We start from the raw sequence: 23,960 nt of genomic DNA on the forward strand, positions 1-23,960 counted from the left end.
ATGCCAAATATTGATTATATTTGGAAAGAATTAGAGGAAAGTTACCGAAAAATTTTAACTGTTCCTAGTTTCAACGCTTGGATCGACCAGGCAACACCGATTAGTTTGGTTAATAATCAATTAACAATCGAAGTTCCTTCCTCATTACATAAAGAATATTGGGAAAAAAACTTATCCACAAAAATAGTCGAAACTGGCTTTAAATTAACGGGTGAAGAGATTACACCTGTTTTTGTCATCCAAAATAATGAACCTATTATGGAGGATAAACCTAAAGAAGAAACGACTATTTTACCTGAACAAGCGATGAAAAATGGCAAAAAAGCGTATTTAAATCCTAAATACACTTTCGATACGTTTGTTATTGGAAAAGGAAATCAAATGGCACATGCTGCTGCGTTAGTAGTAGCCGAAGATCCAGGTGCTACATATAATCCTTTATTCTTTTATGGAGGCGTTGGGTTAGGAAAAACCCATTTAATGCATGCCATCGGTCACCAAATGTTAATGAATAACCCGGAAGCAAAAGTTAAATATGTCAGTAGCGAAAGTTTTGCCAATGACTTTATTAATTCCATTAAAAACGGAACATCAGAACAATTTAGACAAGATTATCGTAATGTTGATCTTCTATTAGTTGATGATATTCAATTTTTTGCGGAAAAAGAGGGAACACAGGAAGAATTTTTCCATACCTTTAATACTTTATACAATGAAGGTCGTCAGATTGTTCTGACCAGTGATCGTTTGCCAAATGAAATTCCTAAATTGCAAGAACGTTTAGTTTCACGCTTTGCTTGGGGACTTTCAGTCGACATTACACCACCTGATTTGGAAACCAGAATTGCGATTTTAAGGAAAAAAGCTGACGCAGAGCGTTTAGAAATTCCTGAAGATACGTTAAGTTACATTGCTGGACAAATTGATTCCAACATTCGTGAGTTAGAAGGAGCCTTAGTGCGAGTTCAAGCTTTTGCAACGATGAATAGCGAAGACATTACCACTAGTTTAGCAGCTGATTCGCTAAAAAGTTTGCGACCTATCTCACCTAAAAATCAATTATCGATTTTAGCGATTCAAGAAAAAGTTTGCGAATATTATCATATTGACTTGAAAGATTTGAAAGGTAAACGTCGTGTGAAATCAATTGTTTTACCACGCCAAATTGCGATGTATTTATCACGTGAACTAACGGATAATTCTCTACCAAAAATTGGCGCTGAATTTGGCGGCAAGGACCATACAACCGTGATTCATTCACATGAAAAGATCCAACAGCTACTAGAAACAGACATTAGTTTGCAAAAAGAAGTCAAAGACATCAAAGATTTATTAACAAATTAGTCGTGTGGAAAACACCCGCAAAAACCAAAAGTTATGCACAGGTTATTCACAAGTGGAAAACTCACGTCTGAAAAGATTTGAGAAAACTTTTCCACAGTATTAACAGCACCTACTACTACTATTATTTTTATTTATTATATATATTTATATATCAGAAAGGATTCATAAGCATATGAAATTTACAATGAATCGTGCAGTGTTTATCAATGAATTAAGCGTTGTGCAACGTGCTATTCCTTCAAAATCAACCATTCCCATTTTAAGTGGTTTAAAAATGGTCTTAACAGACGAAGGTTTAGCTTTAACAGGAAGCAATGGTGATATTTCAATTGAAACGTTCTTAAGTTCTCAAAATGAAAAAGCCGATATGACAATTGAATCAACGGGTTCTATCGTTTTACAAGCCAAATTCTTTGGTGAAATCGTTAGAAAATTACCTGATAACCACTTTAGTTTTGAAGTATTAGACAATTTACAAGTTAAAATTAATTCAGGAACAGCTGAATTCGTCGTGAATGGTTTAAGTTCTGATAATTATCCTCATTTACCAATTATTGAAGAACAAAACCAATTAAAATTACCAGCGCGTGTCTTAAATAAAATCATTAACGAAACAGTTTTCTCAGTTTCAATGCATGAAAGTCGCCCAATTTTAACTGGAGTACACTTCACTTTAGAAAATGGTGTCTTAACAGCTGTTGCAACCGATAGTCATCGTCTATCTCAACGTCAAATTATGATGCCAAGCTCTACTGAAAGCTTTGATATTGTGGTTCCTGGTAAGAGTTTGACTGAATTATCTAAATCATTTGCTGATGAAGAAGAGATGGTTGAAATTAATATCATGGAAAATCAAGTGTTATTCCGTACAGAAAACATGAATTTTTATTCACGTTTACTAGAAGGGAAATATCCTGATACTAAACGTTTGATTCCAACAGCTTTTGAAACAGAAGTCGAGTTCCATGTCCCGTCATTAATGGCTGCAATTGATCGTGCGTCATTATTGTCACATGAAGGTCGCAACAACATTGTTAAATTATCAGTTGAATCTGACAAAGTAACCATTTACGGTAACTCACCTGAAATCGGGAACGTTCAAGAAGACTTATCATTTAACAAGATTAGTGGTCAACCACTAGATATTTCATTCAATCCAGACTATATGAAAGCTGCGTTGAAAGCTTTTGGTGCGATTGATATTAATATTCGCTTTATTTCACCAATTCGTCCGTTCACGTTAGAACCAACGGATACAGAAATTTCATTTGTTCAACTGATTACACCAGTTCGTACAAGCTAATTGCGTCTTTTTAGAGAGTTCAGCCCCTAAAAATTGGAGGTTGAGCTCTTTTTTTGGGCCTATAATCGTTTTTTAGCCTTTTTAAGAGGAATAGATAAAAGACTTATTTTTTATATAAATCCCCTTAAATCTAATAATATGGGGGAATATTTCCTTTTATCTGAAAAAAATGGTATAATTAGGCTATTATCCACTAGGAAAAGAAGGTGAAGAGTTTGAAACAAAAGTTTCTTATTGATAAAGAATTTATTACGCTTGGACAATTTCTAAAAGAGGTTGATGAGATACCAAGTGGGGGTATGGCAAAGTGGTATTTACAAGAACATGTCGTACTTGTTGACGGTGAAGTTGAAAATCGTCGAGGGCGAAAATTACGTGCTGGCACAATGGTTGAGCTACCTGATGGGGGTATTTTTTTTATGGACCAAATGCCAGAGAAAAGCATCATTAATCAGGACGATTTAGATGAAACTGTCTAAGTTACAACTAGAAAACTATCGTAATTATCAAACGGTTGATTTAACATTTTCCCCTTCTTTGAATATTTTTTTGGGAGAGAACGCGCAAGGTAAGACGAATTTACTAGAAAGTATTTACGTCTTGGCCTTAACGCGCAGTCATCGCACGAATCAAGAAAAAGAATTTATTCGCTTTGGTAGTGAGTTTGCCAGATTAGTGGCCGAAGTTGAAAAAAATAACAGTACGTTCACGTTAGAGATGTCAATTTCATCTAAGGGCAAGAAAACCAAAATCAATCACTTAGAGCAACGCAAGCTAAGTGATTATATCGGCGAATTAAATGTGGTCTTGTTTGCGCCAGAAGATTTATTGTTGATTAAAGGTGCGCCGCAATTGCGTCGTCGCTTTATTGATATGGAATTAGGCCAGATAAATCCGCTCTATTTGTATCATCTAACGGTTTATCAAAAAGTCTTGAAACAGCGCAACAAGTATTTAAAAGAATTAGATAGTCAGCCTAACGAAGCGGCTTTAACTTTTTTAGATGTTTTAACAGATCAATTGGTTGAAGCGGGTAGTCAGGTGATTTTTATGCGCTTATCGTTTATTGAAAAATTAGAAAAATGGGCGCAAGAAACCCATCAAAAAATTAGTAATCATAAAGAATTATTGACGCTGACGTATGATGCGTCGTTTGAAATTGATTCAGGAGCCACCGTCCAAACAATTGGTCAACGTTTTAAAAACAGTTTAGACAAAAATAGAAAACGTGAATTGTTTAATCGTAGTACGAGTGTAGGACCGCATCGTGATGATTTGTTGTTTTTTATTAATGACAAAGAAGTCCAAACATTCGGTTCGCAAGGACAGCAACGAACAACCGCATTAAGTATTAAACTAGCGGAATTAGAGTTGATTCATGAGGAATTAAACGAGTATCCGATTTTGTTGCTAGATGATGTGATGAGTGAATTAGATGACGATCGTCAAATTCACTTATTAGAAACGATTGATGGCAAGGTTCAAACGTTTATTTCAACGACCACTTTAAAACATTTAAGTAATAAATTAACGACTGATCCTGAGATTTTTAAAGTCGATAATGGCACAGTCGCTCGTTCAGAACTGATTTAGTTCGATAGATAGTGAAAGGAATGGAAGAAACTATATGACGGAAGAAATAAATAATCAACAACATGAATATGATGCTAGTCAGATTCAAGTGTTGGAAGGTTTAGAAGCAGTTAGAAAACGTCCCGGAATGTACATTGGTTCAACAAGTGCACAAGGATTGCACCACTTAGTTTGGGAAATCGTCGATAACTCAATTGACGAAGCCTTAGCGGGTTATTGTGACGAAATTAATGTCATTATTGAAGCAGATGGTAGCTGTACGGTTGTCGATAACGGACGTGGTATACCAGTCGATATTCAAGCGAAAACAGGCCGTCCAGCGGTTGAGACAGTTTTTACCGTGCTACATGCAGGTGGTAAATTCGGCGGTGGCGGCTATAAAGTATCAGGAGGACTTCATGGCGTAGGTTCTTCAGTTGTTAATGCGTTATCAACGACGCTTGACGTAAAAGTTTATAAAGATGGTAAGATTCATTACCAAGAATTCCACCGTGGGAAAGTGCAAGATGACTTAAAAGTGATTGGCGAAACAGATCGTCGAGGAACAACGGTTCACTTTGTACCAGACCCAGAGATTTTCCAAGAAACAGTAGAATTTGAATTTGATAAATTAAGAACCCGTATGCGTGAATTAGCGTTCTTGAACCGTGGTCTTAAATTGACGATAGAGGACCTTAGAGAAGGCCAAGAGCAACGCAATGAATATCACTTCGAAGGTGGAATTCAAAGCTATGTCGAGTATTTAAACGCCACTAAGACGGTTTTATTTGATACACCGGTCTATATTGAAGGGGAACAAGACGATATCGTCATTGAAGTGGCTTTACAATATACAGATGGTTATCATTCAAATCTTTTAAGTTTTGCGAATAATATTCATACGTACGAAGGGGGAACCCATGAAGTTGGGTTCAAATCAGCGTTAACCCGTGCGATTAATGACTATGCGAAAAAACAAGGTACATTAAAAGAAAATGATGAAAAATTAACGGGTGAAGATGTACGTGAAGGGATTACGGCAGTTGTTTCCGTTAAACATCCAAATCCTCAGTTTGAAGGACAAACGAAAACCAAATTAGGTAACTCGGAAGTACGCGGGGTAACAGACCGTCTATTCTCTGAAGCCTTATCTAAATTCTTGATGGAAAACCCACCAGTTGCCCGTCAAATCGTTGAAAAAGGGATGTTAGCTTCCAAAGCTAGAATGGCTGCAAAACGAGCACGTGAGATGACACGTCGTAAAGGTGCGTTAGAAATCAGTAATTTACCTGGTAAATTAGCGGATTGCTCAAGTAAAGAACCTGAAAGATGTGAATTATTTATCGTCGAGGGAGATTCAGCCGGTGGTTCAGCTAAACAAGGACGTAGCCGTGAATTCCAAGCGATTTTACCAATTCGTGGGAAAATATTGAACGTTGAAAAAGCAACGATGGATAAAATTTTAGCCAACGAAGAAATTCGTTCATTATTTACTGCCATGGGAACTGGTTTTGGTTCAGAATTTGATGTAGCCAAAGCTCGCTATCATAAATTAGTTATCATGACTGATGCCGATGTCGATGGGGCGCATATTAGAACCTTACTGTTGACACTATTTTATCGTTACATGCGTCCACTTGTGGAAGCGGGTTACGTTTATATTGCGCAGCCACCACTTTACGGGGTAAAACAAGGCAAGAAAATTACCTATATCCAACCAGGTAAAGACGCTGACCAACGTTTAGCTGATACAATAGCCTCATTGCCAGCGACACCTAAACCATCAGTTCAGCGTTATAAAGGTCTGGGTGAGATGGACTTCCATCAACTATGGGAAACAACCATGGACCCAGAAAACCGTATGATGCTACGTGTAACAGTGGATGATGCGATTGCTGCTGATGCGATATTTGAAAGATTAATGGGTGACAAAGTGGAACCTCGTCGTGAATTTATCGAGAAAAATGCCCGTTACGTTGAAAACTTAGACGTTTAGAAATATAAAAAGTAGGGAGTAGAACTACATGTCAGAACAACAATTAAATGAAAACATCATAGACGTGAATTTGACTAGTGAGATGGAAAACTCATTCATCGATTACGCTATGAGTGTTATTGTAGCTCGTGCCTTACCTGATGTAAGAGATGGTTTAAAACCTGTACATCGCCGTATTTTATACGGGATGTATGATTTGGGTATTACACCAGATAAGCCACATAAAAAATCAGCCCGTATCGTTGGGGACGTTATGGGTAAATACCATCCCCATGGTGACAGTGCAATTTATGAATCAATGGTTCGTATGGCACAACCATTTAGCTATCGTCAAATGCTAGTGGATGGTCATGGTAACTTTGGTTCGGTCGATGGGGACGGTGCCGCTGCGATGCGTTACACCGAAGCCCGTATGAGTAAAATTGCGTTAGAATTATTGCGTGATTTAAACAAAAATACCGTCGATTTCCAAATGAACTACGACGAATCTGAAAAAGAACCAAGTGTTTTACCAGCGCGTTTCCCTAACCTATTAGTAAACGGAACAACTGGTATTGCGGTAGGGATGGCAACAAACATTCCGCCTCATAACTTAGAAGAGGTCATTGGTGCGATTAAAGTCTTGATGGACAATCCTGAAGCGACGACGATGGACTTGATGGAAGCTTTACCTGGTCCAGACTTCCCAACAGGTGGTTTAGTGATGGGGAAATCAGGTATTCGTAAAGCGTATGAAACGGGTAAAGGGTCAATCACTGTCCGTGCGCGTGTCGAAATTGAAAACATGCCAAACGGTAAAGAACGTATTATCGTAACTGAATTACCTTACATGGTGAATAAAGCGAAACTGATTGAACGTATTTCTGAGCTTCATCGTGACAAACGCGTGGAAGGAATTACCGACTTACGCGATGAGTCCAACCGCGAAGGGATGCGTATTGTGATTGAAGTTCGTCGTGACGTGAGTGCCTCAGTTATTTTAAATAACCTTTACAAGATGACAGCCTTACAAACATCATTTGGCTTCAACATGTTAGCGATTGTTAATGGCGAACCCAAAATCTTAAGCTTGAAACAAATTTTAGAGCATTACTTAGCCCATCAAGAAGACGTGATTCGTCGTCGTACCGCGTTTGATAAAAAACGTGCAGAAGACCGTGCACACATCTTAGAAGGGTTACGTATTGCCCTAGATCATATCGATGAAATCATTCGTATTATTCGTTCGTCTGATACAGATGACATTGCGAAAAACACGATGATGGAAAGATTTGCGTTATCAGATCGTCAAGCGCAAGCCATTTTAGACATGCGTCTACGCCGTTTAACTGGTTTGGAACGTGACAAGATTGAAAAAGAATATCAAGAATTGTTAGCAACGATTGAAGATTTAGCGGATATTTTAGCAAATCATCACCGTATTTTAGAAATTATTTCGACAGAATTAGAAGAAATTAAAGATAAATTTGGAGATGCACGTCGTACGGAATTATTAGTCGGTGAAGTCTTAAGTTTAGAAGATGAAGACTTAATCGAAGAAGAAGACGTGGTAATTACGTTAACTCACAACGGCTACATCAAACGTTTAGCAAGTACCGAATTCCGTAGTCAAAAACGTGGCGGTCGTGGCGTACAAGGTATGGGTGTCAACGACGATGACTTTGTCGAAACACTTGTGTCATGTTCAACGCATGATACGTTGTTATTCTTTACTAACACAGGTAAAGTTTACCGCGCGAAAGGTTACGAAATTCCTGAATACGGTCGTACGGCTAAGGGAATTCCAATTATTAACCTATTAGGTATTGATTCAGCTGAGAAAGTTCAAGCGATTATCAATGTTTCAGGTGGCGCTAAAGATGATGAATATCTATTCTTCACCACCCGTTTAGGTGTAGTGAAACGTACGAACTCTTCACACTTTGCGAACATCCGTAGTAATGGTTTAATAGCAATCGGTCTTAAAGATGGCGATGAGTTAATTAACGTGACGGTAACAAATGGTCAACAAAATATCATTATCGGAACGAATCAAGGTTACTCTGTCACATTTGATGAAAATACCGTGCGTGATATGGGTCGTACCGCAACGGGTGTCCGTGGTATTCGTTTACGTGATAAAGACTTCGTAGTTGGTATGGATGTGATTAACCCAGAAGATGAAGTCTTTATTATCACTGAGAACGGTTATGGTAAGCGTACAGCGGCTTCTGAATACCCAATCAAGGGTAGAGGAGGTAAAGGGATTAAAACGGCTAATATCACCTCTAAAAACGGTTCTCTGGTCGGCTTAACAACGGTCGATGGTTCAGAAGATATTTTAGTGATTACCAACCAAGGGGTTATCATCCGTTTTGCGGTCGAAACTGTTTCTCAAACCGGCCGTGCAACACAAGGAGTCCGTTTAATCCGTGTTGATGATGGTGCCAAAGTAGCCACAATGGCAAAAGTGGAAGCAGAATCTGAAGAAGATTTGGCAGAAAAACCCGAAACAACTGAATCAACAATTAATCAAGATATTAAAGTGACACCTCAAGCACCTGTTGAACCTAAGAGCGATTTAGTCGAAGTGGAAGACGGCATTCAAGTTTCAACTTTAGACGAGGAATACTTAGCCGAAGACGAAACGGAAGAAGAAGAAAACGACATTATCGATGATATCTTCGAAGACGTCTTGGACGAAGAAGAGGAATAAAAAGGTGATTGAGATGGCGATTAACTTTCGAGTAATAGACCTGGGGCGACGAAAATTATGTCACAATTTTTGAGAGTCACAATCTATTACCGAGAAAGTTGTCATCGAAATCCCGTAGATAAAAGTGATTGAGAGAGTGATAAACGTTCGAACAATCGATGTAATATATATTGAATTTGTTTAAAGTTTTTTCACTATTTTAATTAACAAAAGCGTAATTAAGAGGTAGGAGAGCTAATCAGCTTGTTCCTACCTTTTTTGTTGGATGAGACAGTACTTGCAAAAAAAACTAAAATGTTGTATTATACTTAGATGTGAGTAGTGTAAACTGCTCTTCCTTGCTCTAATGCATATTGGGGCCAGAGACCATAAGGAGGTGAAAATCAATGAACAAAGTTACGAATTATGAAATTACTTACATCATTCGTCCAAACATTGATGAAGAAGCTAAAGCTGCTTTAGTAGAACGTTTCGATGCTATTTTAAAAGACAACGGTACTGAGGTTTTAGAATCTAAAGATTGGGAAAAACGCCGTCTTGCTTACGAAATCAAAGATTTCCGCGAAGGCATTTACCGAATCGTTAAAGTTTCTTCTGAAAATGCTGACGGTATCAACGAGTTTGATCGTTTAGCGAAAATCAATGACGATATTTTACGTCATATGATTATCAAAGAAGAAAACTAAGAATGTTTCACGTGAAACATTTTTAAACGGAAGGGGCTGTAAATGTGATTAATAATGTTGTTCTTGTAGGACGATTAACGAAAGACCCTGACTTACGCTACACTAGTAGTGGACAAGCAACTGCCAACTTCACGTTAGCGGTGAACCGTTCATACAAAAATGCCAATGGTCAATATGACGCAGATTTCATTAATGTTGTTATTTGGCGTAAACCGGCTGAAACTTTAGCGCAATATGCGAAAAAAGGTACATTATTAGGTGTAACTGGACGTATCCAAACACGTAACTATGAAAATCAGCAAGGTCAACGCGTTTATGTAACAGAAGTTGTCTGTGAAAACTTCCAATTACTAGAGTCTCGTGCTTCTAGTGAAAGAAGACAAACTAATGATCAATCATTTGGTGGTGGCGGATTTAACGGTGGTCAATCATTTAATCAATCATTTAACCAATCTTCAACTCAAGCATCACAGAATTCGATGCCAGATTTTAGCCGAGATGCAGATCCGTTTGCATCATCAGCTCAAATTGACATTTCTGATGATGACTTACCATTCTAAGACTTAGGGAGGGAATACCATGGCTCAACAAAGAAGAGGCGGAAGAAAACCACGTCGTAAAGTGTGTTATTTCTGTGCTAACCATGTAGACCACGTTGATTACAAAAACGTTGATTTATTAAAAGCTAAATTTGTTTCTGAACGCGGTAAAATTTTACCACGTCGTGTAACAGGTACTTGTGCTAAACACCAACGTACTTTAACTGCAACAATCAAACGTGCTAGAATTATGGCTTTACTACCATTCGTAGCAGAAGACTAAAAAGTAAATTAAGAGGTCTGTCCTTTATGGGCAGACCTCTTTTTATGTTTTAAGACGGTTATGGTTATTTAGTTTATAGCCACTCGTATTTGTGTTAAAATAAAGAAATAAGAACTATATGAGAAAAGGTTGTGAATTTAAATGAAAGTAATTTTTTTATCAGATGTAAAAGGACAAGGTAAAAAAGGTGAAGTGAAAGAAGTCTCTTCAGGTTATGCTCAAAACTTTTTAATTAAGAAAGGTTTAGCAAAAGAGGCAACAAGCACTACCTTGTCTGAGTTGAAAGGGCAAGAAAAAGCTAAAGAAAAAGAAGAAGCAGCAAAAAAAGCTGAAGCAGAGGAGCTTAAAGCGACGTTTGAAGCAGAAGGATTTGTGGTTGAAATGAAAGCCAAAGCCGGTGAAGATAGCCGCTTGTTTGGTTCAATCACGTCTAAACAAATCGCAGAAGCCTTACAAAAACAGCATGGCTACAAAGTAGATAAACGAAAAATGGAATTAAATAATCCAATCCGTAATTTAGGCTACAAAAATGTGCCAATTAAATTACATCCAGAGGTAACCGCAACGTTACGTGTTCATGTCGTTAGCCAATAATTGGAATTAGAGGGAGTCAAATAATGAACGAGGTTTTACAAGAACGAATACCACCTCAAAATATCGAAGCGGAACAAGCCGTGTTAGGGTCGGTTTTCTTAGAAGCAGATGCGATTGTTGAAGCGATGGAGTATATTTCCGATCAGGATTTTTATCGTCGCAGTCATCAATTGATTTTCCAAACGATGTTAGCGTTGAATGAACGTAATGAAGCAATCGATGTCATTACCGTCAAAGACCAGTTGGAGTCGTTGAACTTATTAGAAGACATCGGTGGCCTAAATTATTTAACGGAGTTAGCCTTAGTTGTTCCGACGGCTGCTAATGTGGCGCACTATGCTAAAATTGTTGAGCAAAAGTCATTATTAAGAAACTTAATCACTACAGCAACCGATATCGTGACAAAAGGTTTTGAACAATCTGATAGTGTTGAAACGATTCTGGATGATGCAGAGAAACGTATCTTAGAAGTTTCAGAAAAACGTAATCGTTCTGGTTTCTTATCAATCTCAGATGTCTTAAATACATCCTTTGCTGAAATTGAGAGACTATCTCGAGTAGACGAAGCTATCACAGGTCTACCAACCGGCTATCATGCGCTTGATAAAATGACAGCTGGTTTACAACCTGAAGAGTTAATTATTTTAGCTGCTCGTCCTGCGGTAGGGAAAACAGCTTTTGCATTAAATATCGCGCAAAATGTTGGAACAAAAACCGATAAAGGTGTGGCTATCTTCAGTCTTGAAATGGGTGCCGAATCATTAGTGAACCGTATGTTGTGTGCGGAAGGAACGATTGAAGCAAGTCATTTAAGAACCGGACAATTAACCGAAGAAGAATGGTCGAATTTAATCATGGCGATGGGTAGCTTGTCAAAAGCGAACATTTACATTGATGACACCCCAGGGATTAAGATTACGGAGATTCGTGCGAAATGTCGTAAGTTAGCGCAAGAAAAAGGTAATTTAGGCTTAATCCTGATTGACTATTTACAGTTGATTGAAGGAACAGGCCGTGAGAACCGTCAACAAGAAGTGTCTGAAATCTCACGTCAATTGAAAAAACTGGCTAAAGAGTTAAAAGTTCCGGTTATCGCCTTGTCTCAGTTATCACGTGGAGTTGAACAGCGTCAAGACAAGCGTCCAGTTTTAAGTGATATTCGTGAATCTGGATCAATCGAGCAGGATGCTGATATTGTGGCTTTCTTATATCGTGATGATTATTATCAACGTGATAGTGATGAAGATGCCGATGAGCGTGAAGAAAATAATGTCATTGAAGTCATTATTGAAAAGAACCGTAGTGGGTCTCGTGGTACGGTAGAGCTGTTATTTATTAAAGAGTATAATAAGTTTTCTTCGATTACGAATCGCACGGAGTTTTAATTCGACTGAAGTCGCTATGATTAATGGATAATAAATGTTTTAATGTTCGTGTTTTATCTTTTTTATTTTTTTAAAAGAAATTAATGTTCGAATTTTATTGATTTATGAGTGGTAAATTGGTACTATAGTCAAGGATTTAAAATAATTTAAAGAGGTGTAATATTATGTCATCAGTAGTAGTAGTTGGTACACAATGGGGCGACGAAGGTAAAGGGAAAATCACGGACTTTTTAAGTGAGAACGCAGAAGTTATCGCTCGTTATCAAGGTGGCGATAATGCGGGGCATACCATTAAATTTGATGGTGTTACTTACAAGCTACATTTAATTCCTTCAGGTATTTTTTATAAAGAAAAAATCAGTGTTATCGGGAATGGTGTAGTCGTTAACCCTAAATCATTAGTTAAAGAACTTGCATACTTAGCAGAACATAATGTTTCAACTGACAACTTAAGAATTTCAGATCGTGCACATGTTATTTTACCTTACCACATCAAATTGGATCAATTACAAGAAGATGCTAAAGGTGAAAATAAAATCGGAACAACGATTAAAGGTATCGGACCAGCTTACATGGACAAAGCAGCACGTGTGGGAATCCGTATTGCCGACTTATTAGATAAAGAGATCTTTGCAGAACGTTTAAAAATTAATTTAGAAGAAAAAAATCGTCAATTCGTTAAAATGTTTGATGATACAGCGATTGAATTTGATGATATTTTTGAAGAGTACTATGAATATGGTCAACAAATCAAAAAATATGTTACCGATACTTCAGTTATCTTAAACGATGCATTAGATAACGGTAAACGCGTTTTATTTGAAGGTGCGCAAGGGGTTATGTTAGATATCGACCAAGGGACGTATCCATTTGTTACATCATCAAACCCTGTAGCTGGTGGGGTAACAATCGGTAGTGGTGTTGGTCCATCTAAAATCGATAAAGTTGTGGGTGTATGTAAAGCTTACACGTCTCGTGTAGGTGATGGTCCATTCCCAACTGAATTATTTGATGAAACAGGCGATCGCATTCGTGAAGTTGGCCGCGAGTACGGTACAACAACAGGTCGTCCACGTCGTGTGGGTTGGTTTGATACAGTAGTAATGCGTCATTCACGTCGCGTATCAGGTATCACAAACTTATCATTAAACTCAATTGACGTTTTAAGTGGTTTAGAAACCGTTAAAATTTGTACAGCTTACGACTTAGATGGTGAGAAAATTTACCACTACCCAGCAAGCTTAAAAGAATTATCAAGATGTAAACCAATCTATGAAGAATTACCAGGTTGGAGCGAAGACATCACAGGATGTAAAACATTAGCCGACTTACCAGAAAATGCTCGTAATTATGTTCACCGTATTTCAGAATTAGTCGGTGTACGCATTTCGACATTCTCAGTTGGTCCAGATCGCTCTCAAACAAATGTGTTAGAAAGTGTTTGGAGCCAAATCTAACTAAGAAAAGGGATGAAAGAATGAAATTTAGAATAGTAACAGAGTCATGTTGTGATTTACCTTATAGCGTATTAGAGAATGAGCATGTTCATGTGATTCCGATGGTCGTAACAGTTGATGGCAAAGAATATATAGACGATTCTGGCAAGACGTTTAATAGCCAGTGGTTAATGGAAGAGGTTCAAGCAGGGAAACCAGCTTCCACTTCTCAAGTTAATGTAGGAAGCTACTTAGAAATGTTTAAATCTTTAATCAAGGAAGATTCAACACCGGTTATCTATCTAGGTTTCTCATCTGGTTTAAGTGGTTCGTTCAATAATGCGATGACAGCTGTTAATATGTTAGAAGATGAATATATCAATGTACCTATCACGTTAGTCGATACGAAGCAAGCTAGTTTAGGTGAAGGGCTGTTAGTCGATAAATTAGTTAGCTTACGTAATGAAGGCAAAACGGTTGAAGAGGCTGTTGCAGTTATTAAACAGTTATCTAAACGTGTACAATCATGGGTAACCGTTGATGATTTAAAGCATCTAGAACGTGGTGGACGTGTGTCTAAAACAGCTGCAGCTGTGGGTACGTTAATTAATATTAAACCAATTTTAATTGTGACTGAAGAAGGTAAGTTAGAAAGTAACAGTAAAACACGTGGTCGTAAGAAAGCTATCACGAAAATTGCTGATGAAACACGTACTAATATTTCAGTCGCTGACACGGATAAAATTTTTATTGCTTACGCAGGTGATTTAGAGGCAGCTGAAGTGGTAAAAGAAAAATTAAGTGATTTAAATGTACCGATTGAAATGTATCCAATGGGTCCAACCATTGCTTGTCACACAGGTTTTGGTGGTTTAGCCGTCTTTTCAATCAGAAAATAAATAAAATTAAACGCTCAAGAATTGGCATCAGATACGGCTAATTCTTGAGCGTTTTTTCTTATCGTAAAAAAGCATTGAACCATTTAAGGCTCAATGCTTTTTGCTTGTTCTAATTAGTCAGCGTATAATTCTTGTACTTTTTCTTGTACGCGTTTGTTATTTAAGAACTCTTCATAAGTTGAATCTGGATGATCCACTACCCCTTTATCAGAAACAGCAATCACACGGTTTGCTAATGTTTCGATGAATTGGTGGTCATGAGAAGAGAATAAAATTGATCCTGTAAAGGCAATTAAGCCATCATTTAGGGCTGTAATTGATTCTAAGTCTAAGTGATTCGTTGGATCATCTAATACTAGGACGTTAGATTTAGATAACATCAATTTAGATAACATACAACGGACTTTTTCTCCCCCTGATAAGACGTTAACTGATTTCATTACATCTTCTCCAGAGAATAACATACGACCTAAGAAGCTACGTAAGAAGGTATTATCGTTTTCTTCTTTCGATGCATATTGACGTAACCAATCTAAGATTGAAATGTCAGTCGAGAATTCTTCAGAGTTATCTTTTGGTAAGTAAGCTTGTGATGTTGTCACACCCCAACGAACTGAACCAGTATCTGGCTCGATTTCGCCCATTAAGATTTTGAATAAAGTAGTGGTTGTAATATCGTTATTTGATAAGAACGCAACTTTGTCATCTTTAGATAAAGTGAATGACACGTTATCTAAAATTTTCTTACCGTCGATTGTTTTTGAGATATTCTCAACGTGCAATAAATCATTTCCAATTTCACGATCTGGTGAGAATCCTACGAATGGGTAACGACGAGAAGATGGTTGGATATCATCAAGCGTGATTTTATCTAACATTTTTTTACGAGACGTTGCTTGTTTTGATTTAGACGCGTTTGCGCTAAAACGAGCGATAAAGTCTTGTAATTCTTTGATTTTTTCTTCTTTTTTAGCATTTGAGTCAGCTTGTAACTTAGCAGCTAATTGACTTGATTCTAACCAGAAATCATAGTTACCAATGTATAATTGGATTTTTCCGAAGTCTAAGTCAGCCATATGTGTACATACTGTATTTAAGAAGTGACGGTCATGGGAAACAACGATGACTGTGTTTTCGAAGTTGATTAAGAATTCTTGTAACCACTCGATGGATACTGTATCAAGACCGTTAGTTGGCTCGTCTAGTAAAAGAACATCTGGTTTACCAAATAGGGCTTGGGCAAGTAAGACTTTCACCTTTTGTCCTTCTGGTAATTCGCTCATTTTAACATCTAATAAGCTATCAGGAATATTTAAACCTTGTAATAAAGTGGCAGCTTCTGGTTCAGCTTCCCAACCGTTTAATTCAGCGAATTCACCTTCAAGTTCAGCAGCTTTATTACCGTCTTCTTCAGTGAAATCTTCTTTCATATAGATAGCGTCTTTTTCTTTCATCACTTGGTATAAGCGTTCATGTCCCATAATAACTGTTTCTAAAACAGTGTACTCTTCAAAAGCAAAGTGATCTTGGGCTAAAGTCGTTAAGCGTTCGTCAGGTCCTAAAGAAACATTACCAGTTGTTGGTTCCAATGTTCCTGCTAAGATTTTTAAGAATGTTGATTTACCGGCACCGTTTGCACCAATAAGACCGTAGCAGTTACCTGGGGTGAATTTAATATTGACGTTGTCAAAAAGTTTACGATCTGAAAGTTGTAAACTAATGTCTGTTACTGTAAGCATGTGTTGCTCCTTTTCTATGTTTAAAATTTGTCCCTCTAAAGCATTATAACGATTAAAAATGCCTTTAGCAAGTTAAGGGCTAAGTCTAGAAAAAAACTGCCTGTGACAGAGTCAAAAGCAGTTTTTTATTAATGTGAGCGTTTAAGTAGTGAGTGTGTCAACTGACTTAAAATCTCTTTTGTTTGTTCATTGTTTTTTGGTAATTTATTAATAGCTTTTAAAGCTTTTTCGGTATAATCATGTGCTAATTGACGTGCTTGTTCAACCGCGTTGGCTTGTTGAATGATGTCATAGACCATTTGCGTGTCAATTGAGGTCATCGCGTGTCGGTTATCCAATAAAGGGACAAGTTGTTCGCGATGTGTTTCTAAGGCACATAACAGTGGTAATGAATAAACCCCCTGTTTCATATCCTCTAAAACAGGTTTGCCAATCGTTGTTTCTGATTGTGAATAGTCGAGAATGTCATCTAGAATTTGAAAGGCCATGCCGATATCATGCCCAATTTCTTTGGCAGATTTAGCGACAAGAGTTGAAGCACCCGCTTCAAATGCGCCTAAAAAACAACTTAATGAGAATAATTCAGCGGTTTTTCCAGAAATATTATCTAAATATTGGTTGACACTCACGTCGTAGTTGTAGCGCTGATCCATTTGTCCTAGCTCACCGTTTAAGACTTTTTCCATACTATCCACGTTTAGTTGGACGCTTTTTAAAGAAGACGCGTATTTAGCAACTAATTTAAAACAGCTCACAAAAAGATAGTCACCTGCGTAAACTGCGACATCTTTACCGAATGTAGCCTGAACAGTTGGTGAATTACGACGTGTATCGGCTTCATCTATGATGTCATCATGAATTAATGTAGCGGTATGTAAGGTTTCCATTGAAGCAGCCAGTGCCATCATTTTGTTTAGCTCACGCTTTTTTCCAAATTGGGAGAAAAGTAATAAATAAGCGGGTCGTAAAAGCTTGCCACCAGAATTAATCATATCTAAGATAGCTGCTTCAACTTCTTTATTAGACAAGTTAATGGAAGAGGCCATAAGCTCTAACGTTTGTTCCAATTCTTTTTTGAGTGAGGGATATTGATTCCATAGAGGATGTACGTTCACATGGTTCACTCCTTAATTTTTTAATACGTAATTGTTGGATTAATGACGTTGAAAATATTTAAACACATTGACGTGTTCTAATAAGTAGTTTGCCGCAATCCCTACGGCAATTCCCGCAAGAATACCAATTAAGGAAAGGACGGGGAGATACATCATCACGGTCCAAGAACGAGCAATTAGACTGGCGACGACGAGCTGACCAACATTATGAAGGAAGCCGCCTGTGGAACTAATTCCAATCACGCTGACACGTTTTGGTCCTAGTTGTTTTACCAATAACATACCGAAATAACTTAAAAAGGCTCCGGCAGCACTATAGAGGAAAGTTGAAATCGTTCCTCCTAATAATGTTGTTAAGATTAGTCTCATACAAACTAAGGCAAAACTTTCCTTAGTAGAGAGGGTGAACAAGGCGATAATGGTGATAAGATTAGCTAATCCAAGCTTCGCTCCAGGAGCAAAGGCAAATGGAAAAGGAATCATATTTTCTAATAAGCCAATAATCACACCTTGAGCTACTAGCAAGGAAATATAGATGAGTTTTTTATTTTTACTTTGCATAAAACTCCTCCTTAAAAGTTAATCTAGTCTAGCTCATTTTATTAAAGGTTGCAAGCATAAAAAATAAAGTTCTAGGAAAAGCATTCCCTAGAACTTTATTGAAATATTGGGTTTGCTACTATTTAGCTTGGCCGTAGCGAGACTTAACGTCACCGTACCACCATTTGCTTAATTTACGTTGTACCCAAGGTTGTACCCATTTGTCTAAACCTAATGCACGACCTGAACCGTTCATTAAAGCAAAGGCAACTGGAATGAACCAGATATTTACCCAGTAGAACATACCTGATAAACAGAATGTTGCAACTAAAGCAATAGTGACACCATTTGCTAACCAAGTGAATAATCCGAAGATGATTGCTAGGGCTAATAAGACTTCAAAAATTGACATGAATTTTTGGAAGAATAGAGCAACTTCTTGGTTAGGCATCATGAATTTCATCACTGATTCAAACCATTTAGGCATGTGATCAAAGACCATCATTGGTTCGTTACCGTAAGCATAGCTTAAACCAAATGCTTGATGAGCTGCTTCAGCCGTTGCTTCAGCACCATCACCTGCAGCAGAAGCACCAGTTGTTGCTTCTTGTAACCATTCAAATGGGAACGCAACTGCGTTAGTGAACCAAGAACCTTCACCAAACCAAGTTGATGGTTTTAACCATTCGCCGTTACCAACGATTTTGTGCATTGCTTCGATTAACCAAGTTAAACCGTAGAAAATACGTAATGGCACGCTCCAAAGAACGTTGCTGTTACGAGAAGAGTGTCCACGTAACACGTTTCTTTCGTCTTTAACATGGAAGAATTCATGCATGATGTATTGGAACATGTAATGTCCTGAACGAATATCAAAGAAATATTTCAAGTTAACGATGTGTTTCATGATGATTGACATAGCACCACTTAAGTGGATTTTGTCGAATAAGCAAGCAACACCGTATTTAGCACCGATTGAAACCATGAAACCTTGGTAGTTTCCTTTATAAGGTTTTTTCTCAGTACCGTTAATTTCAGCGATAATGTTTTCAGCGGCGTAATGACCAGTTCCTTCAGCTGCTTGTACGATTTGAGGGGTTGGTGTGTTAGGTGTTTCTTCGTAATAAACTAAGTCACCTACAACATAAATCCCTTTATCTTCGTAACCTTTAGCTTGTAAGAATTCGTTCGCTACTAAACGGTTAGCGCGAGCTGATTCCATTTCGAAGGCTTTAGCGTCACTGTTAGCTTGAACACCAGCTGTCCAAATTAATGTGTGAGTTGGGATTGTTTCGCCACTCTTAAGAGTGATTTCTTCCGCACCAACTTCAACGATTGGTGAAGCTTTGATAATTTCAACACCTTTTTTAACTAGGTAGCGCTCAGCGATATCAGCATCGTAGCGATCTAACATGTTCAAGATTGTTGGAGCAGCTTCTACTACTTTAATAGTAATTTCGTCTGGTGACAGTTTGTTTTTCTTCGCGATGTGTTCTTTTTGGTCTACTAATTCGCCGACCATTTCGATTCCTGTGAAACCAGAACCACAAACAACGAACGTTAACATCGCACGACGTTTTGCATCGTCAGCTTCTAAAGAAGCTGCTTTAACTGTGTTTTCGATGTGTTCGCGCAAACGAATCGCATCTTCCATTGACCATAAAGTGAAGCCATTTTCTTTAACACCTGGTGTACCAAAGTCATTTGGTTCACCACCCATTCCTAACATGACGTAATCAAATGGGTACTCACCGTTTTCAGTGATAACCACTTTGTTTTCTTTATCAATGTTTGTTACGTTATCCGTAACGATGTTCACATTTTTTCTGCGACAGAATAAACGTTGTAAGTCGTATTGAATCGCTTCAGGCTCAACACGGCCACCTGCAACTTCATGTAACTCAGTCATCATTGTTTGATATGAATGACGGTCGATCAGTGTGATTTCAACATCTGGGTTCTTTTTAAGTTTTTTAGATAAAAACTTAGTACCGAAGACACCAGCATAACCAGCTCCGACTACGACGATTTTTGTTTTAGCCATAGTTTGTTCTCTCCTTTACTTAGATACATAATAATGAATAAATGCAATACTTATGTTTGAATAAAATTACACATACACTTCATTATAGAGCTTTTTCTGAAAAAAGTCTATCCTTTAAAAGCTTTTTCATAGTAATTGGTTATTTTTTTCACAAAAAAATCAAAATAGATGTTGCAAGCGTTTTGAAGATGTTGTATGATGAGTATGTAATATTTTTCACAAACGTTTAAGTTTAATAAATAACTAAAAAAGGATGGAATTAACAATGAAAAAAACTAAATTATTATCAGGTATGGCAGTCGCTGCAATGGCAACATTATTATTGGCAGGTTGTTCAAGTGATCAAGATAAAGAAACATCAAAAGATAGTGCAGCTTCAACTGAACAAGTTGCTTCTTCATCTGAAGCTGGAACAGAAGAATCAGCAGTAGCTGAAAAAGTTGCAGGTGCAGATTTACAAGATGGCACATACAAATTAGAAGAGAAAAACGAATCTAACGGTTACCGTACAGTCTTCTCAATCGATGTTAAAGATGGCAAAATTACTGCATCAAACTTCGATTACTTAGATGCTGATGGCAACTCTAAAAAAGACAATAAAGAATACAATGATAACATGAAAGCTAAATCAGGCGTAGGCCCATCTGAATTCATTCCAGCTTTAAACGAAGCATTAGTAGCGTCTCAAAGCGCTGGTGTTGAAGTAGTAACAGGTGCCACTCACTCAAGCCACAGCTTCATCAACTATGCACAACAATTAATCCAAGCAGCACAAGCTGGTAACACTGAAACTATCGAAATTGACAATGGTGCTGACTTAGTTGACGGTACATACAAATTAGAAGAGAAAAACGAATCTAACGGTTACCGTACAGTCTTCTCAATCGACGTTAAAGATGGCAAAATCGCTACATCAAACTTCGATTACGTGAACGCTGAAGGCAACTCTAAAAAAGACGATGCTGAATATAATGAAATGATGAAAGAAAAAGCAGGCGTGAGCCCAGAAGAATTTATTCCAGCATTAAATGAAGCATTAGTTAAAGCTGAATCAGTTGGTGATGTTGAAGTAGTAACAGGCGCAACTCACTCAAGCCACAGCTTCCAAATGTACGCAGAACAATTAGTAAACGCTGCTGAAAAAGGCGATACTACTACAATTGAAGTTGACAACATTGTAATGGCAAAATAATTCTTAAGTGTTAGAAAAAGGGCGTGACAATTTAGTCGCGGCCCTTTTTTTATTGTTAGATTGAATTTTTTTCACAATAACAACAATAATAAGAATGTGAAAAAATAACGGGCTTAACCAGTTTTTCTAGCGATTAAACCTTTAATTAAATGGTAAAAAATAGTAGGATAGAAGAAACGAATTTGTGAAAGTGAGACGAAAGTATGAATTTCAATAAAAAAGTATGGGTGACCTTAGTTTTATTAATCAGTCTATTTGTAGTAGTTGGTTGCACTAACAAAGAACAAACATCTGATAATTCTTCCGGTAAAATTAATAAGGAAGCTTATAGTGAGCAACAATATTTAATGGGGACGTATGTTAGGGTTCAAATTTATGATGATGGTAAAGAAGCAGTATTGAAGAAAGCTTTTGATCGTGTCAAAGACTTAGCTGATATTGTAACAGTAAACGAGCCTGATGCGGCTGATTCTGAAGTAGAAGAAATTAATCGCCAAGCAGGGATTAAACCAGTTAAAGTCAGAGAAGATGTCTACAATTTAATCGAAAAAGCGTATGACTATACAGAAGATTCAGATGGTGGTTTTGACTTCACTATTGGGCCAATTACAAACCTATGGCGTATCGGTTTTGATGATGCTCGTAAACCATCACAAACTGAAATTGATGAGAAACTAAAATTAGTTGACTATCATAAGGTTAAGTTGAATAAAGAAGAACAGACTGTTTATTTAGAAGAAAAAGGTATGCAACTAGATTTAGGGGCGATTGCTAAAGGGTTTATTGCAGATGAAGTAGTCAAAGTCTTAAAAGATAATGGCGTGACCACTGCTATTGTTGATTTAGGTGGGAATGTCTATGTCTTAGGTAAGAGCCCTAATAAAAAAGATGGTGAATGGACAGTCGGTATTCAAGATCCTGATAAACAACGTAACCAAATCGTCGGCTCAACAACCGCTTCTAATCGTTCGTTAGTTACTTCAGGTATTTATGAACGTTTCCTAGAAGTAGATGGCGTGAAATATCATCATTTATTTAATGCGAAAACAGGTTATCCTTTTGACAATGAAATTGCGGGCGTTTCAATTATTTCAGATAAGTCAGTTGATGGTGATGGTTTGTCAACGGTAGTCTTCTCAATGGGCTTAGAAAAAGGCTTAGATTATGTGAATGGTCGTGATGATATAGAAGCTGTTTTCATTACGAAAGATCACAAAGTTTACATTAGTGAAGGCCTAAAAGGAAACTTCAATATGAATCTTGACTCGGGTTACGAATTAGCAAACTAAATATAGTAAGAACAAGATACAGGAGCGAAAAAATGAATTTAAATGTATTTTTTAAGTTGGTTGAAATTCAAACGAAACTAGCAAGTTTATTTCCATTTATTATCGGCGTGCTGTTTTCTCAGTATTATTTTGACCAAATTAAATGGTCTAACACGATTATTTTCTTCTTAGGAATGCTAGTGTTTGATATGTGTACAACGGCGATAAATAATTATATGGATTTCCGTAAAGCAAAAAATGAGACTTATAAATATGAAACTAATATTGTAGGGCAAGCAGGATTATCGGATAAGACAGTTCAAACGTTGATTTTTGCAATGATTGGTTTTGCGATGATTGTAGGGATTTATCTATCAGTAAAAACAGGTTGGTTGTTATTGGTGATGGGTGGTCTATGTTGTTTAATCGGAATTTTTTATACGTTTGGTCCGGTACCATTATCCCGCATGCCACTAGGTGAGTTATTTAGTGGGGTGACTATGGGCTTAGGGATTTTCTTGATTACGGTTTATATTAATACGTATGATTTAGGTTTTTTCTTCTTAAGTTTAAAAGATTGGCAATTTAATCTAGTTGGGGATTTAAGAAAGTTAATTCCGGTAGGTTTAGCTTCGTTACCAATGATTTTTACCATTGCTAACATTATGCTAGCCAATAATTTATGTGACTTAGATGAAGACATTACGAATCACCGTTACACGTTGCCTTATTATATAGGTAGAAAAAATGGGATTTTACTCTTTAATATTTTAATGTATAGCTGTTATTTGGTTATGATAGTAGGAGTTATTTTTAAAGTCTATCATCCGATTATGTTAATTGTGTTATTGACGTTGCCTTTAATTATGAAAAACGTCAAAGCGTTTAGTGCAAAGCAAGTCAAACGCGAAACCTTTGTCATTTCGATTAAGAATTTAGTGATTTTTAATTCCGCACAAATTATCGGCTTAATCGCTAGTATTTTATTAAAATAAACAAACGAAAAGAGCAGGAAAAACAACAATATTGTTTTTCCTGCTCTTTTTTGGGAGAAGAAGATCACTTTTATTTGGGAGAGAAGTGATCTCTTTTTTTACCCTTCTAAGCTGGTGTAATAGTTGAAAGGATAAAGGGGTTTAGATATTCATTCGAAATTAGGTACGAATCATAATTAGATTATACAAAATATAATAAAAAAAAAAGTTCAATCAACGGAATGATTAAGCCAATTTTTGCAAAAAAAATGACAAAATTAGTTTAATAACTAGTAGTATTTTCTAAATGTTTTCAGGAAAATATCAATTTATTCATAAAACTAATTTTATTTTGA

Annotated in this window: 20 protein-coding genes; 16 read left to right on the forward strand and 4 right to left on the reverse strand. The window is 37.1% G+C overall.

Translation table 11 applies throughout. From position 1 onward, the window contains the following. The 13 genes from dnaA to FA707_RS00065 all read left to right on the forward strand — a co-directional run bounded on the left by dnaA (nt 1) and on the right by FA707_RS00065 (nt 14,732). Nucleotides 1–1,344 carry a chromosomal replication initiator protein DnaA gene (gene dnaA, locus FA707_RS00005; RefSeq protein ID WP_136952305.1) on the forward strand — a complete coding sequence of 448 codons (1,344 nt, stop codon included), beginning with the start codon at nt 1–3 and terminating at the stop codon, nt 1,342–1,344. A 172-nt stretch (nt 1,345–1,516) separates the two neighbouring features. Continuing rightward, nucleotides 1,517–2,647: a DNA polymerase III subunit beta gene (dnaN, locus tag FA707_RS00010; RefSeq protein ID WP_136952306.1), complete on the forward strand. Its 1,131-nt coding sequence runs from the start codon at nt 1,517–1,519 to the stop codon at nt 2,645–2,647. 215 nt (nt 2,648–2,862) lie between these two features. Then, nucleotides 2,863–3,126, forward strand: coding sequence for a S4 domain-containing protein YaaA (gene yaaA, locus FA707_RS00015; RefSeq protein ID WP_136952307.1), 264 nt, complete (start codon nt 2,863–2,865; stop codon nt 3,124–3,126). Beyond that, nucleotides 3,113–4,240, forward strand: coding sequence for a DNA replication/repair protein RecF (gene recF, locus FA707_RS00020; protein ID WP_136952308.1), 1,128 nt, complete (start codon nt 3,113–3,115; stop codon nt 4,238–4,240). Before yaaA ends, recF begins: the two co-directional genes overlap by 14 nt. A 34-nt stretch (nt 4,241–4,274) precedes the next feature. Beyond that, the gene (gyrB, locus tag FA707_RS00025) at nt 4,275–6,215 is read left to right on the forward strand and encodes a DNA topoisomerase (ATP-hydrolyzing) subunit B (protein ID WP_136952309.1); all 1,941 of its coding nucleotides are present in this window, start codon (nt 4,275–4,277) and stop codon (nt 6,213–6,215) included. A 28-nt stretch (nt 6,216–6,243) separates the two neighbouring features. Continuing rightward, nucleotides 6,244–8,910, forward strand: a complete 2,667-nt coding sequence (gene gyrA, locus FA707_RS00030) for a DNA gyrase subunit A (RefSeq protein WP_136952310.1) — start codon at nt 6,244–6,246, stop codon at nt 8,908–8,910. Nucleotides 8,911–9,296: 386 nt separating this feature from the next. Further along, nucleotides 9,297–9,596 (forward strand): 30S ribosomal protein S6, encoded by a 300-nt coding sequence (rpsF, locus tag FA707_RS00035; RefSeq protein ID WP_136952311.1) that lies wholly within the window; start codon nt 9,297–9,299, stop codon nt 9,594–9,596. A gap of 44 nt (nt 9,597–9,640) precedes the next feature. Further along, nucleotides 9,641–10,156 (forward strand): single-stranded DNA-binding protein, encoded by a 516-nt coding sequence (gene ssb / locus FA707_RS00040; protein ID WP_136952312.1) that lies wholly within the window; start codon nt 9,641–9,643, stop codon nt 10,154–10,156. Between the two features lie 19 nt (nt 10,157–10,175). Continuing rightward, the gene (rpsR, locus tag FA707_RS00045; protein ID WP_135253853.1) at nt 10,176–10,418 is read left to right on the forward strand and encodes a 30S ribosomal protein S18; all 243 of its coding nucleotides are present in this window, start codon (nt 10,176–10,178) and stop codon (nt 10,416–10,418) included. A gap of 141 nt (nt 10,419–10,559) precedes the next feature. Next, nucleotides 10,560–11,012: a 50S ribosomal protein L9 gene (rplI, locus tag FA707_RS00050; RefSeq protein ID WP_136952313.1), complete on the forward strand. Its 453-nt coding sequence runs from the start codon at nt 10,560–10,562 to the stop codon at nt 11,010–11,012. 23 nt (nt 11,013–11,035) lie between these two features. After that, the gene (dnaB, locus tag FA707_RS00055) at nt 11,036–12,397 is read left to right on the forward strand and encodes a replicative DNA helicase (RefSeq protein ID WP_136952314.1); all 1,362 of its coding nucleotides are present in this window, start codon (nt 11,036–11,038) and stop codon (nt 12,395–12,397) included. Between the two features lie 164 nt (nt 12,398–12,561). Next, nucleotides 12,562–13,854 carry an adenylosuccinate synthase gene (locus FA707_RS00060; protein WP_136952315.1) on the forward strand — a complete coding sequence of 431 codons (1,293 nt, stop codon included), beginning with the start codon at nt 12,562–12,564 and terminating at the stop codon, nt 13,852–13,854. A 20-nt stretch (nt 13,855–13,874) separates the two neighbouring features. After that, on the forward strand, nt 13,875–14,732 hold the full coding sequence (locus FA707_RS00065; RefSeq protein ID WP_136952316.1) for a DegV family protein: 858 nt from the start codon (nt 13,875–13,877) through the stop codon (nt 14,730–14,732). Between the two features lie 113 nt (nt 14,733–14,845). Here FA707_RS00065 and FA707_RS00070 read toward each other — a convergent pair whose 3' ends face one another. From FA707_RS00070 to FA707_RS00085, 4 genes are all read right to left on the reverse strand, one after another. After that, nucleotides 14,846–16,471 carry an ABC-F family ATP-binding cassette domain-containing protein gene (locus FA707_RS00070; protein ID WP_136952317.1) on the reverse strand — a complete coding sequence of 542 codons (1,626 nt, stop codon included), beginning with the start codon at nt 16,469–16,471 and terminating at the stop codon, nt 14,846–14,848. 128 nt (nt 16,472–16,599) lie between these two features. Beyond that, complete coding sequence (locus FA707_RS00075) at nt 16,600–17,586, reverse strand: polyprenyl synthetase family protein (RefSeq protein WP_136952318.1); 987 nt, start codon at nt 17,584–17,586, stop codon at nt 16,600–16,602. A 39-nt stretch (nt 17,587–17,625) separates the two neighbouring features. Next, nucleotides 17,626–18,147, reverse strand: a complete 522-nt coding sequence (locus FA707_RS00080) for a Gx transporter family protein (protein WP_136952319.1) — start codon at nt 18,145–18,147, stop codon at nt 17,626–17,628. Nucleotides 18,148–18,265: 118 nt separating this feature from the next. Further along, entirely contained in the window at nt 18,266–20,170 is a 1,905-nt protein-coding gene (locus tag FA707_RS00085; protein WP_136952320.1) for an NAD(P)/FAD-dependent oxidoreductase, read from the reverse strand. A gap of 265 nt (nt 20,171–20,435) precedes the next feature. On the opposite strand from FA707_RS00085, the gene pplA reads away from it, so the two are divergent. From pplA to menA, 3 genes are all read left to right on the forward strand, one after another. After that, entirely contained in the window at nt 20,436–21,362 is a 927-nt protein-coding gene (gene pplA, locus FA707_RS00090; protein ID WP_136952321.1) for an extracellular electron transfer flavoprotein PplA, read from the forward strand. A 203-nt stretch (nt 21,363–21,565) separates the two neighbouring features. Further along, nucleotides 21,566–22,651, forward strand: a complete 1,086-nt coding sequence (locus FA707_RS00095) for an FAD:protein FMN transferase (protein WP_136952322.1) — start codon at nt 21,566–21,568, stop codon at nt 22,649–22,651. Between the two features lie 32 nt (nt 22,652–22,683). After that, nucleotides 22,684–23,625: a 1,4-dihydroxy-2-naphthoate polyprenyltransferase gene (menA, locus tag FA707_RS00100; RefSeq protein WP_136952323.1), complete on the forward strand. Its 942-nt coding sequence runs from the start codon at nt 22,684–22,686 to the stop codon at nt 23,623–23,625. Nucleotides 23,626–23,960 lie beyond the last annotated feature (335 nt).

Origin of the sequence: Vagococcus zengguangii (genome assembly GCF_005145005.1) — a bacterium.
Lineage (GTDB): Bacteria > Bacillota > Bacilli > Lactobacillales > Vagococcaceae > Vagococcus_A > Vagococcus_A zengguangii.

Bases quoted from the DNA above. Each gene is read 5' to 3' on its own strand.
- dnaB (WP_136952314.1), top strand. From the start codon at position 11,036: ATGAACGAGGTTTTACAAGAACGAATACCACCTCAAAATATCGAAGCG.
- menA (WP_136952323.1), top strand. From the start codon at position 22,684: ATGAATTTAAATGTATTTTTTAAGTTGGTTGAAATTCAAACGAAACTA.
- FA707_RS00065 (WP_136952316.1), top strand. From the start codon at position 13,875: ATGAAATTTAGAATAGTAACAGAGTCATGTTGTGATTTACCTTATAGC.
- FA707_RS00085 (WP_136952320.1), bottom strand. From the start codon at position 20,170: ATGGCTAAAACAAAAATCGTCGTAGTCGGAGCTGGTTATGCTGGTGTC.
- dnaA (WP_136952305.1), top strand. From the start codon at position 1: ATGCCAAATATTGATTATATTTGGAAAGAATTAGAGGAAAGTTACCGA.
- rpsR (WP_135253853.1), top strand. From the start codon at position 10,176: ATGGCTCAACAAAGAAGAGGCGGAAGAAAACCACGTCGTAAAGTGTGT.
- pplA (WP_136952321.1), top strand. From the start codon at position 20,436: ATGAAAAAAACTAAATTATTATCAGGTATGGCAGTCGCTGCAATGGCA.
- FA707_RS00070 (WP_136952317.1), bottom strand. From the start codon at position 16,471: ATGCTTACAGTAACAGACATTAGTTTACAACTTTCAGATCGTAAACTT.
- FA707_RS00095 (WP_136952322.1), top strand. From the start codon at position 21,566: ATGAATTTCAATAAAAAAGTATGGGTGACCTTAGTTTTATTAATCAGT.
- gyrA (WP_136952310.1), top strand. From the start codon at position 6,244: ATGTCAGAACAACAATTAAATGAAAACATCATAGACGTGAATTTGACT.
- FA707_RS00060 (WP_136952315.1), top strand. From the start codon at position 12,562: ATGTCATCAGTAGTAGTAGTTGGTACACAATGGGGCGACGAAGGTAAA.
- rplI (WP_136952313.1), top strand. From the start codon at position 10,560: ATGAAAGTAATTTTTTTATCAGATGTAAAAGGACAAGGTAAAAAAGGT.
- recF (WP_136952308.1), top strand. From the start codon at position 3,113: ATGAAACTGTCTAAGTTACAACTAGAAAACTATCGTAATTATCAAACG.
- dnaN (WP_136952306.1), top strand. From the start codon at position 1,517: ATGAAATTTACAATGAATCGTGCAGTGTTTATCAATGAATTAAGCGTT.
- FA707_RS00080 (WP_136952319.1), bottom strand. From the start codon at position 18,147: ATGCAAAGTAAAAATAAAAAACTCATCTATATTTCCTTGCTAGTAGCT.
- gyrB (WP_136952309.1), top strand. From the start codon at position 4,275: ATGACGGAAGAAATAAATAATCAACAACATGAATATGATGCTAGTCAG.
- rpsF (WP_136952311.1), top strand. From the start codon at position 9,297: ATGAACAAAGTTACGAATTATGAAATTACTTACATCATTCGTCCAAAC.